Origin of the sequence: Mesorhizobium sp. B3-1-8, assembly GCF_006439495.1 — a bacterium.
Classification (GTDB): Bacteria; Pseudomonadota; Alphaproteobacteria; order Rhizobiales; family Rhizobiaceae; genus Mesorhizobium.
In genome coordinates this window covers 94,836-106,593 of the sequence record NZ_VFTK01000004.1, presented here as the reverse complement: position 1 = coordinate 106,593, position 11,758 = coordinate 94,836, and the positions used below count along the sequence as shown (strand labels likewise).

General features: G+C 62.9%; 10 protein-coding genes. 9 read left to right on the top strand and 1 reads right to left on the bottom strand.

Translation table 11 applies throughout. The features are described from left to right. The first annotated feature begins 241 nt into the window (after positions 1–241). The 5 genes from FJ424_RS05225 to FJ424_RS05205 are packed head-to-tail and all read left to right on the top strand — an operon-like array spanning position 242 to position 5,184. Complete coding sequence (locus tag FJ424_RS05225; RefSeq protein WP_140652753.1) at positions 242–1,678, top strand: extracellular solute-binding protein; 1,437 nt, start codon at positions 242–244, stop codon at positions 1,676–1,678. A gap of 32 nt (positions 1,679–1,710) precedes the next feature. Continuing rightward, complete coding sequence (locus FJ424_RS05220; protein ID WP_140640442.1) at positions 1,711–2,628, top strand: sugar ABC transporter permease; 918 nt, start codon at positions 1,711–1,713, stop codon at positions 2,626–2,628. Then, a complete protein-coding gene (locus FJ424_RS05215) occupies positions 2,625–3,458 on the top strand; it encodes a carbohydrate ABC transporter permease (RefSeq protein ID WP_140640440.1) in 834 nt (277 codons plus the stop codon). Before FJ424_RS05220 ends, FJ424_RS05215 begins: the two co-directional genes overlap by 4 nt. Beyond that, a complete protein-coding gene (locus tag FJ424_RS05210; RefSeq protein WP_140652755.1) occupies positions 3,455–4,357 on the top strand; it encodes an SMP-30/gluconolactonase/LRE family protein in 903 nt (300 codons plus the stop codon). Before FJ424_RS05215 ends, FJ424_RS05210 begins: the two co-directional genes overlap by 4 nt. Then, on the top strand, positions 4,354–5,184 hold the full coding sequence (locus tag FJ424_RS05205; RefSeq protein WP_140652757.1) for an SDR family oxidoreductase: 831 nt from the start codon (positions 4,354–4,356) through the stop codon (positions 5,182–5,184). Before FJ424_RS05210 ends, FJ424_RS05205 begins: the two co-directional genes overlap by 4 nt. 309 nt (positions 5,185–5,493) lie before the next feature. On the opposite strand, the gene FJ424_RS05200 is transcribed toward FJ424_RS05205, so the two are convergent. After that, positions 5,494–6,450 (bottom strand): LysR family transcriptional regulator, encoded by a 957-nt coding sequence (locus FJ424_RS05200; protein ID WP_140652759.1) that lies wholly within the window; start codon positions 6,448–6,450, stop codon positions 5,494–5,496. A gap of 171 nt (positions 6,451–6,621) precedes the next feature. On the opposite strand from FJ424_RS05200, the gene FJ424_RS05195 reads away from it, so the two are divergent. The 4 genes from FJ424_RS05195 to FJ424_RS05180 all read left to right on the top strand — a co-directional run bounded on the left by FJ424_RS05195 (position 6,622) and on the right by FJ424_RS05180 (position 11,737). Further along, complete coding sequence (locus FJ424_RS05195; protein WP_140652761.1) at positions 6,622–7,371, top strand: SDR family NAD(P)-dependent oxidoreductase; 750 nt, start codon at positions 6,622–6,624, stop codon at positions 7,369–7,371. Between the two features lie 39 nt (positions 7,372–7,410). Then, on the top strand, positions 7,411–7,860 hold the full coding sequence (locus tag FJ424_RS05190) for a VOC family protein (RefSeq protein WP_140652762.1): 450 nt from the start codon (positions 7,411–7,413) through the stop codon (positions 7,858–7,860). 413 nt (positions 7,861–8,273) lie between these two features. After that, positions 8,274–10,382: a dehydrogenase E1 component subunit alpha/beta gene (locus FJ424_RS34275; RefSeq protein ID WP_281405423.1), complete on the top strand. Its 2,109-nt coding sequence runs from the start codon at positions 8,274–8,276 to the stop codon at positions 10,380–10,382. A 32-nt stretch (positions 10,383–10,414) separates the two neighbouring features. Continuing rightward, positions 10,415–11,737 carry a pyruvate dehydrogenase complex dihydrolipoamide acetyltransferase gene (locus tag FJ424_RS05180; protein WP_140652764.1) on the top strand — a complete coding sequence of 441 codons (1,323 nt, stop codon included), beginning with the start codon at positions 10,415–10,417 and terminating at the stop codon, positions 11,735–11,737. The last annotated feature ends 21 nt before the right edge of the window (positions 11,738–11,758 follow it).

Genomic DNA, 11,758 nt, shown 5'->3' with positions numbered 1-11,758 from the left:
TGTCGACGCGCCATGGGTTTGTTGGTCGGCTTCAAGGGTCGTGCAGGACACACAACTAGAAGCTGCCCCCAACGCCTGTCAAGCGCATGGTTCCGGACCGTGCTCGGTTGCACTACAGCTCTCAATTATCACGCCGAATATGTTTGAGCAATCGATTGACTGTTGGGTTGTTCGGATGCACTGTTGCGTCAAGCCGGATGAATGAAACCGGCGGTGAAGAGAAAACCGGGGAGAGAGAATCATGGATGGAAAACTGGATAACAGGCATCTCGCCAAGGCCAAATCCGGCCATGCCGACGCTGCCGGCCTCACGCGTCGCGATCTGATGCAGCGCGCCGCGATGCTCGGCATCGCCGGCGCCTTCGCCAATTTCGGCTTCCCGGCGCTCGCCGCCGATTTCGACTGGAAGAAGCATGCCGGCACCAAGCTCAGCATCCTGATGACGGGCGACGAGAACGACCACCGGGCGTTGGGCGACATGTTGGACAAATTCAAGGAAGACACCGGCATGGAACTGGAGATCACGTCTCCGGCGCTGGGCGCGCTGATCGAAAAGACGCTGCAGAACCTGAAGGCCGACCATTCTTCGTTCGAGCTCATCGAATATCTCGGCTTCCTGACCACCCAGCAGGTCGGCGCCGGCTATTACGAGCAGCTCAATTCCTACATCGACGATCCGTCGAAGACCCCTCCGGACTGGGACGTCGCCGACTTCCTGCCGCCGGCCATGTCCAATGTCGGTATTTTCGACATGGCATCCGGGACCGTCGGCAAGGGCAAGGACATCTATGGCATTCCGGGCCTGCATTCCGGCTCGGTCATCTACTTCTACCGCAAGGATCTGTTCGAGGCAGCGGGCCTGAAGCCAGCCACGAACTGGGACGAGTTCAAAGACGCGGCGATAAAGCTCAACAAGGACGATGTCGCCGGCTGTTCCTTCATCGGCGCCAATGATTTCTCGCTCGCCGCCGTCGACTGGTACACGCGCTTCATCACCACGGGCGGCAAGCTGATGAGCGGCAGCCCGAAGGAAAAGAACTTCAAACCGAACGTGAATTCGCCCGAAGGCATCGGCGCGCTGCAAATGCTGATCGATCTTCTGCCCTACGCGCCGAAGAACGTAACGAAATACGGCTTTGCCGAGAACGTCGACGGCTTTTCCACCGGCAAGATCGCGCAGATGATCTTTTGGTCGACCATCGCCGGTCCGATCCTCAACGGCGACAATTCGATGGTGTCGGACAAGACGGGCACCGGTCCAGTGCCAGCCAAACCGGGCGAGACGGCGCGGGCAATTCAGGGCGGCTGGGGCATGGGCATTCCGAAGAACATCGATCCGGCCAAGAAGGATGCTGCCTGGCTCGCGTTGACCTGGATGACCAGCAAGGCGTTCAACAAGTTCGAGGTCGAGAAGTACCAAATCGACGCCAGCCGCACCTCGGCGTTCACCGATCCCGACCTTGTTGCCAAGCTACCCTATCTGCCGGACGCGCTGAAAGCGGCGTCGACGGCGGAGATCATTCCAACCTCGCTGATCCCGGAATTCTTCCAGTTGAACGACATCATGAATGTCGAGTTCAATGCCGCGCTGATCGGCACGCAGGATGCCAAGACCGCCTGCGAAAAGGTACAGACGCAGTGGGAGGCCATGCTGCGCAAGGCCGGCCATCTCGCCTGATCGGCTCACGATCGTCGGTTTGGAAGTGAGTGATGAGCATTGCTGCGCCGGCGTCGGCGAAATTCGTGTTCGGCACGCGCGACAGGCCGGGGAGGTCGGTATGGCTGCTCCTCGGTCCGTGCATCGCCTATCTCGTCATCTTCAGCATCTATCCGCTGTTCCACAGCCTGCGCCTGTCGCTGACCGACCTCACCGCGGCGACAGGCACCGGCAATTTCGTCGGTCTCGACAATTATCGCGCATTGCTGGTTGATCCGCAGTTCTGGAACGCGGCCTGGAACAGCGCCGTCATGGTGTCCTTGTCGGTGGCGATCCAGGTGGTTCTCGGCGTTGCGCTCGCCATGTTCTTCAACCTCCAGCTGCGCGGGTCGTGGATTGTGCGCGGCATCCTGCTCTTGCCGATGCTGATGACGCCAATCGTCGTCGGCGTCATGTGGCGGGCACTGCTCAATCCCGACTGGGGACTTGTCGATTGGGCCATCAAAGCGGTCGGACTGACGCCGCCCGACTGGCTGGGTACGGTCAGCATGTCGATGGTTACCGTCATCATGGTCGACTGCTGGCAATGGACGCCGTTCGTGTTCATGATCGTCTTCGCCCGACTGCAAGCCCTGCCGCAGGAGGTGTTCGAAGCGGCGCAGGTCGATGGCGCTGGCCCGATCGTTACCTTCCGCCGCATCACCTTGCCGATGTTGAGGCCGGCGATCGTCTTTGCCGCCGTCTTCCGCGCGGTGGACGCCTTCCGCTCCTTCGATCTGATCTACGGGCTGAGCTATGGCGGTCCAGCGCGCAGCACCACGACGCTGAGTTTCTTTTCGTTCCAGAACGGGTTCCAGTTCCAGAACTACGGCTATGCGGCTGCGGTCGCCTATATGATGCTGATCATCCTCGCCGTCGGCACTACGGTCCTGTTGCAATACGTTCAGCTGCGGCCGGGGAATTCACGATGAAGTTCCGGCCCGGCAGGATCATCGCCTATCTGTTTCTGATCGTGCTTGCGGTCGTCGGCGCAGCACCCTTCCTTTATCTCGTCGTGCTGTCGACCAAGAAGCGCATCGAGATCCTGGCGCAGGTGCCGCCGAAGCTGACGTTCACCTGGGTGCAGGCGGCCAAAAACTACAACGAGGTGCTGTTCAGCCAGGGCATGCTGAGCTTTACGTTGAACTCGCTGATCGTGGTCAGCATCGCCACGGCGATCGCGCTTGTCATCGGCACGCCCGCTGCCTACGCGTTTTCGCGGCTGCGCTTCAAGAACAGCGAGCGCCTTGCCAGCACCATTCTATCTATGCGTTTCATGCCGCCAATCGCGGTTGCGATCCCACTTTTCCTGATGGTCAAGGCCGCGGGCCTGCAGGACAGCTATCCCGGGCTGATCCTGCCCTACGTCGCCTTCTCGCTGCCGCTTGTGGTTTGGATCATGATCGGCTTCTTCGACGAGATCCCAGGCGAGATCGACGAGGCGGCCCTGATCGACGGCTGCACGCGCGTCAGCGCGCTCTGGTACGTCATGCTGCCGATCGTCAGGCCCGGCCTCGTCACGGCGGCGCTGTTCGGCGCGCTGTTCATCTGGAACGAATTCCTCGTCGCGCTGTATGTCATCGATTCGCGCGCGTTCCAGACCATCTCGCTCGGCGCCGCGACGCTGGTCAGCGCACAGCGTCCGATCGACTGGAACATCGCCGCAACGGTGGGTGTCGTCACGGTCATTCCGATCCTCATCTTCTCGCTCTTCGTCCAGCGCTACATTGTGCGCGGAATAACCGCCGGAGCTGTCAAATGAACTACGATCTCAAGCCGGAACTCGTGACTTCGGATCTCGGCTGGCCGGAGGGGCCGACCGTGATGCCGGACGGCAGCGTTGTCTTCGTTGAGAGCTACCGCAGCCAGCTGACCCTCGTCGGCAAGGACGGCAAGGCCAGGCAATTCGCCTACGTCACCGGCGCGCCGAATTCATGCGTGCTGGGTTCCGACGGCGCGCTCTACGTTTGTCAGAACGGCGGCACGGTCGGCCCGTGGCGCGCAGCGGAGATGACCTTGCCGTCGATCCAGCGGGTGCGGCCAGGCGGCAAGTCGGAAATCCTGGTGAGCGAAGTCGACGGCATCAAGATGAATGGGCCGAACGATCTGGTCTTCGGGCCGGATGGCACGCTGGTCTGGACCGATCCGGGGACCTATAATCCGGCCAATCCCGATCCGAGCTACATCTATGCACTGTCGGCGGACGGCAGGGCCAGCGTGAAGGTCGCGTTTCCCGCGCCAACGTTTCCGAACGGGGTCGTCGTCGAGGCCGACGGCTCGATCGTGTGGGATGAATCCTACACCGGCCATGTTCGCCGGCTGAAAACCGACGGAACGATCGAGGATCTCGGCAGGATGCCAGGCAAGAATCCCATTCTCGACGGCATGGCGATCGCCAAGGACGGCTCCCTGCTCGTTACCGACCTCGTTGGCGAAGGGTTTCACGTTTTGGCGCGCGATGGCACGCCGAAGGGCTTCGTGCGCACCGGCGGCTGTCCGACCAATCTTGCCTTCGATGGCGAAACGCTTTGGGTAACGGACGCCAGCGTCCTGGCTAGCAGCGCAGAGCCCAATTATGCGGGGCGATTGTGGCGGCTTACATTTCCTGGCGGCGGCGCTCCGACCTACAAGGGCTCGATCGAGATGAAGGTCAAGGCATGAGTGCGCGAGAAGCCTTTCCGGGCCTCTCCTACAAGGGAAAGGTTGCGTTTGTCACCGGTGGCGGCTCCGGGATCGGCCGCGAGACGGCGCTGACGCTCGCCGATTTGGGCGCCGATGTCGCGGTCCTCGATTGGACCGCCGGCGCGGCCGATGCCACGGCCGAGGCTGTGCGGAAGATTGGGCGCAAGGCCGTCGCCTTCAATGGAGATACAGGCGACGAGAAAACGGTTGTGGATGCCTTCGCGGCGACGCGCCAACAGCTCGGCGAGATCGATGTTGCGGTTGCCTGTGCCGGGATACTGGGCGCCGGCGATCCGGTGTTCGAAACCTCGGTCGAGGATTTCGAGCAGGTAATGGCCGTCAATGTGCGTGGCTCGTTCCTGGTCACGCGCGAGGCCGCCAGCGGCATGCGACAGCGCAAGCGAGGCGCGATCGTGCTGCTGTCCAGCCTGGACGGCCTGCAGGCAGAGCACGGCATGTTTTCGTATTGCACATCCAAGGGCGCGCTGCTCAATTTGGCCCGCGCCGCCGCGCTCGATCTGGCGCGCGACGGTGTAACGGTAAATTGCGTGTGCCCGAGCGTGACGCACACGCCGTTGCTTGCGGGCCGCCTGGCAACACTGCCGAACGGCGACGAGATACTTGCCTCCTATGCAGCGCGCCATCCGCTCGGCCGGGTGCTGACGCCGCGCGATATCGCCTCCGCGATCGCGTTTGTCGCGTCGCCGATCGCCAATGGCATCACCGGGGCTGCGATCCCGGTCGACGCCGGTATCGGCGCGACCTGGGACAACTACCGCGATCCGCCGTGGATCGCTGCTAGTTGAAACGGGCGTCGGGCAATGCGGGACATTGATGCCTTTGGCCCACGAAAAGGCCAGCAAAATCAATACAGTGACACATCCTCCGCGCCTACCATTATCTTTGATTCAATTGATGGAAGACCTCGGCCAAAAACGTTTTGGGCTCATTGTGGGCCGGCGTAAAAACGAATTCTTGAGCGAGCAATTGAGTTTCTCGCCCCAGCGACAAGTTGAATGTGCAGTGACCGAGATTCCACCCGTGACCGACGACACGGCACGTGATTAAGGCTTGATCGAAGTCCGGTTGCGATTGCGACGCCTGCGTTTGCGCGGTCAATCCAGTCCGATGTGCTTCCCGGTGTTTTGAGCCAAGTCCAGGGTTGCGGTTTTCCAAGTTCCGTTGCTCGTCAGGACCTGAGCCTCCTCGGCAATCATTTCTATCAGCTTCTTGGTGGCCGTCGACATGGCGCGCTCTCGCGACACCGCGGTTACCCAACCCCACCGGACATTGCGGATCGGCGCGGCCGATACCTCCTTGCGCACCAGCAGCTCATGGACGCCGCTATAGGGAAGCACGCAGTAACCGGTTCCATATTTGGTCAGGCTGGTCATCAACGAGTTGGTATCGACTTCGAGCTTCGGTTCGGCGACGCGGCCGGCCCTGACTAGGATCTCATCCACGGCGCGCCGCAATCCGTTGGGGAACGGCGTCAGGATGAGGTTGTGGCCCGTCAGGGATTTGGCCGAAACCGGGCGGGACAGGTCGAGCCCTACCTCCAGCGGAGCGATCAGCAACAGGCTCTCGGTCACCAGCGGCATCTTGGTCAGCGTGGTGAAGGATTCGCGATCCGACAACAGCGCCACGTCGGCCCCGTCATTGGCGATGGATTCGCGCACGATCATGGAAGTGTTCTCGGTCACATGCACCGAGACCTGCGGATAGGTTCGGCGAAAGCGGGCCACGACCCGGGACGTGAGCAAACCGCTGAGGGAGTTCGACGCAGCGAACCGCACCGTGCCCACCGGCTCGTCGGCGGACGACATGATTTCGCTTTTGATGCGGCCGACGTTGGAAAGCAGCACTCGTGTCCGATCGACCAGCCGCTGTCCTGTCTCGGTCAGCACCACGCCGCGCGCCTTGCGCTTGAACAGCTTGGTGCCGAGCTCCTGTTCCAGGAGCCGGATCTGACGGCTCAGCGCCGGTTGCGACACATGCGCTCGCATGGCCGCATGTGTGATGTTCAACGTGTTCGCAACATGCATGAAATATTCGAGCTGCCTGACGTCCATCAGTTTCCTCCCTGCCGTATCGAGCAGAACAAGCCATAACCAAATCTAATGGTTGCAATTTGGCTTTTGTCTTAGTGTTGATATCTCGCACGCGCTACTACTGGCTTTCAAGCACGCCGACACGGATACGACTATTCCGAACGAGCGGCGGGGTGTGCCTGGGGAGGGTTCATGGCAGCGCGTTTGAATGGGCAGACCGCCGTGGTGACGGGCGGGTCGCAGGGGCTTGGGCTGGCCATTGCCACCCGGCTTCTCGCCGATGGCGCCAATGTAAGCCTGTGGGACCGAGAGCCGGAATCCTTAGCGCGCGCCGCCGAGACGCTCGCGGCCGCCGATCGTGTCCATACCGCTGTGGTCGACGTTGTTTCCGAGAGCCTGGTCGACCGGGCGCGGGACGCCACGCTGGAGCGTTTCGGCGGCATCTCCATCCTGGTCAACAACGCCGGCATATCGGGACCCCATGCAAATGTCTGGGACCTGTCGCTCGACGAGTGGCAGCGGGTCATCGACGTCAACATGACCGGCGTTTTCCTGTGCTGCCGCTCGGTTGCTCCGCATATGATCGAGGCGAACTATGGCCGCATCATCAACATAGCCTCGGTCGCCGGCAAGGAAGCCAGTCCGTTGATCAGCGCCTACGCCACGTCCAAGGCCGGCGTTATCGGCTTCACCAAGACACTTGGCCGTGAGCTGGCCAATACCAGGGTCACCGTCAACTGTATTACGCCTGCGGCAATCAGGACGGCGATATTCGACCGCTGGCCCGCTGACTATGTCGCATCGTTGCTCGCCAAGATACCGATGGGCCGTTTCGGCCTGCCACAGGAACTCGCGGCCATGGTGGCCTATGTCGCTTCTCCCGAGGCTTCCTTCAGCACCGGCGCCATCTTCGACATGTCTGGCGGGCGCACGGACTACTAAGCCGGGCAAGCAAGGAATAGCAGGGGGAGGGATACGGGCATGCAGCACGCGATAAGCGCGACCAACCACACCAGCTTTACGGTCGAAAGCCTTGACCGGGCGATCGCGCTGTTCCGCGATGGGCTGGGCTTCGAGTTGACCTCGCGCGCCGGTCGCGACCCCGCGTCGATCCAGACCATCACCGGCGTCCCCGGAGCCGAGGTCGAGATAGCTTATCTGTGCCGCCCGGATCATACGGTCGAACTGATCGAATATAGCGGTCCGGCGGACCGCAGGACTGTCGAGGCGAGGCCCTGCGACGTCGGCTTCGCCCACATCGCGTTCGACGTTACCGACCTGGACGGCGTGATAGACCATCTGGCGCCCTACGGCGCGGTGCCGATCTCGCGGCCTTATGTCAACAAGCGCGGCGGGCCCAACGCCGGCGTGCGCGTGTCGTACCTGACGACCCCCGACAAGGTAACCGTCGAGCTTATCGAACGGGTGTAAGCGGTTCGACCCACGAGCCGCGGTCGGCATATGGTGCCAGTCGGATATCCGCGCTCACCGGAGGGTCGCCTACGCTTTTGTCCGGTCGCTTGCGTCGGTCAGCAATCTTCTCTCCACTCTGACAGATAGTAGTCATTCGGCCTCGAGATAGGCCGTATGACCGGCTCTCGATCTGCGCGTGCGCCGCCCTGTCCGCAGGGCAGCGCACGCGCTTTTTGACCATGTCGCCACCCATAACCAAAATGCATTTCTTCCATAGGAACTTTGTGTTTGTTTTGAGATCGGGATCGTGGAAGTCTTCGCTCAAGGCATCCTGCAAAGAGATGCAAAAGGGAAGAACGCCAGCACGCCGGCACCTTGATGTTTCCGCCGCCGACCAGCGCGACGGAGGGGCTGGCAATGGATGGGACAAGATGAAGAATTCCGGTGTGGCCCGAGCGGGCCGGTCGACGCGCGGCGCGGCAAAGATCAGCGGCGGCGCGATCGGTGGCGCCATCCTTGCCAATGGCGGATCCTCTCACCGGCTGGCGACCCGCAACGCGCCCAGGCTTGACGCGGCGGAGTTGAAGCAGCTGCTCAGGACGATGCTGGTGATCCGCGCCTTCGAGACGCGCACCACCGAATTGTTCCAGAGTGGATTGGTGAAGGGCACTGCTCATTCCTCCGTCGGTCAGGAGGCAGTCGCCGCGGGGGCGGGCTACCCGTTGCTGCGCAGCGACTTCATCGCCACCCATCATCGCGGTCACGGACACTGCATCGCCAAGGGCGCCGATGTCTCGCGCATGATGGCCGAACTGCTCGGCCGCAAGGACGGCATTTGCGGCGGTCTCGGCGGATCCATGCATGTCGCCGACATCGGCCTCAACATCATCGGCGCGAACGGCATTGTCGGTGCTTCGATGGGCCTCGGCATTGGCGCTGCGCTGGCTGCCAAGCAGCGCATGTCGACGGATGCCGGTGTCGCGATCTTCGGTGACGGCGGCGCCAACGAAGGCATCTTCCACGAGGCGCTGAACATGGCGGCGATCTGGAAGCTGCCGATCGTCTTCCTGTGCGAGAACAATCAGTACGGCCTGTCGACATCCTTCCTGGAATCGACCGCCGGTGGTTCGATCTCGGCGCGCGCTGCCGGCTACGGCGTGCCCGGCGAAACGATCGACGGCAACGATGTCGTCGCCGTCTATGCTGCGGTCGACGAGGCCATCGCGCGGGCTCGCGCCGGCGAGGGGCCGACCCTGATCGAGGCCATCACCTATCGCCACGGCGATCACTCCATGCGTGCCAACCTGCCCGGCTACCGCGAAGATGAAGAGGTCGAGCGCTGGAAGGCCATGGACCCCATCAACCGCTGTGTTACGATGATGAAGGAGCGCGGCGCGCTCACCGATGCCGAATATGCGGCGCTTGTCGCCGAGACGGATGCGGAGATCGAGCGCGCCGTCGAGTTCGCCAAGAATTCGCCCGAGCCCGATGTCGAAAGCCTCGGGCCGGCCGTGTCCGCTCCTTTCAAATCGGCGGGCGCGGTCGAGCCCGCGCCCGGCACGAGGGAACTCACCTATCTGGAGGCGCTCAAGGAGGCGATGGCGCAGGAGATGGAGCGCGACGAGCGCGTCTTCGTCATCGGCGAGGATGTGGGGCCGATCGGCGGCACGTTCGGCGTGACGCGTGACCTGTTCCAGCGCTTCGGCAAGGACCGCTTGATGAACACTCCGATCTCCGAGATGGGCATCGCCGGCGCCGCTGTCGGATCGGCCGTCTGCGGGCGCCGCCCGATTGCCGAGATCCAGATATTCGACTTCGTCACATTCATGATGGACATGATCGTCAACCAGGCGGCCAAGCTGCGCTACATGCTTGGCGGTTCCCCGACCGTGCCGGTGGTGTTCCGCGGGCCGCAGGGTGGCGGCATCCGCCTTGCCGCCCAACACTCGCAGTCGCTGGAGGCCTGGTTCGCGCATGTGCCTGGCCTCGTGGTGGTGGCGCCCTCGACCCCCTACGACGCGAAGGGCCTGTTGATCGCGTCGATCCGTGACGACAACCCGGTGATGTTTTTGGAGCACAAGATGCTCTATCTCGGCCAGACGGCGCCCGTGCCCGAAGCGCCCTACGAGATTCCGCTCGGCAAGGCCGATATCAAGCGCGAGGGGACCGACGTCACCGTCATCGCCACGCAGGTCATGGTCGAGCGTGCGTTGCAGGCGGCTGACATGCTGGCGCGCGAGAACATCTCCGTTGAGGTCATCGACCCGCGCACGCTCAGGCCGCTGGACATGGACTGCTTCATCCGCAGCGTGAAGAAGACGCATCGGTGCGTTGTCGTGCACGAGGCCTGGCGTACCGGCGGCCTGGGTGGCGAGATCGCCGCGCAGATCAACGAGCGAGCCTTCGACTGGCTGGATGCTCCGGTGGAGCGGCTCGGCTCGATGGAGGTGCCGATGCCCTACAACGACAAGCTGGAACGGGCGGTCATCCCTAACCAGAACGCCATCGCCGACGCGGTCCGCCGCGTCTGCTACCGCTGAAGCCGGACCGGCACCTGGGGCCCTGAACAGCCATGCCCGTAGACATCCTTATGCCGGCGCTTTCGCCCACCATGGAGAAGGGGAACCTTGTTCAATGGCTGAAGGCAGTCGGCGACCCAGTGCGCGCCGGAGACGTCCTGGTCGAGATCGAGACCGACAAGGCGACCATGGAGGTGGAGGCCGCGGTCGACGGTGTGTTGATCAGCATCACCGTTCCAGCCGGGTCGATCGACGTTCCGATCAACCAGACGATCGGCGCGCTCGCCGCCGAAGGCGAGACCGCTGCGCCGGCACCTGCGGCCGCTGTGGCGGCTCCGGCCGAGTCGTCATTGCCGATAGTCCTGCCCGAAGCGCCTCCTGCTACGAGCGCTCCCAACGGCCAGGACGACGGCCGCGTCTTTGCTTCGCCGATCGCTCGCAGACTCATGGCCGAAGCAGGTATCGAGGCCGCGGACGTCACGGGCACCGGCCCTCATGGACGGATCGTCGAGCGCGACGCCAGGCAGGCAATCGAAGCCCGCGCGGCGAACGCCAAGACTGAGGCATCGGGAAAGCCGGCAGTGGCCGACATTCCAGCCGCGCCGTCCGATGCAATCCCGGCCCAGGCGCCGGCCGAAGCAGATGCGCGGTTAAAGACCCTGTTCGACCCCGGCAGCTTCGAGGAAGTCGCGCACGATTCAATGCGGCTGACCATCGCGCGCCGGCTGTCGGAGGCCAAGCGCACCGTCCCGCATTTCTACCTGACGGCCGATTGCGAGATCGATGCCCTTATGGCCCTGCGCCAGCAGTTCAACGACGCTGCGCCGACGCACCGGGACGGTGCGCGTGGCTACAAGCTTTCGGTCAATGACTTCGTGATCAGGGCGCTGGCGCTGGTCCTCCATCGGGTGCCCGACGCCAACGTCTCGTTCACGGAAGGCGCATTGCTGCGCCACCGCCATGCCGACATCGGCGTCGCGGTCGCCATTCCCGGTGGACTGATGACGCCGATCGTTCGCAAGGCCGAGACAAAAACGCTTGCGGTTATATCGAATGAGATAAAGGAACTCGCGGCGCGCGCCAGAACGCGCTCGCTCCGGCCGGATGAATATCAGGGCGGCACCGCCAGCGTTTCCAATCTTGGGATGTATGGCGTGCGTGACTTCGCTGCCATCATCAATCCGCCGCAGGCATCGATCCTCGCGGTAGGCGCGGGTGAGGAGCGGGTGGTCGCAAGGAACGGCAAGCCCGAGGTGCGAACCCTGATGACGGTCACGCTCTCGGTCGATCACAGGGCGATCGACGGCGTGACTGGCGCCGAGTTGCTGTCGGCGTTCAAGGCGCTGATAGAGCAACCGATGACGATGCTGGTTTAGGGATCGACAGGTATTGGACGC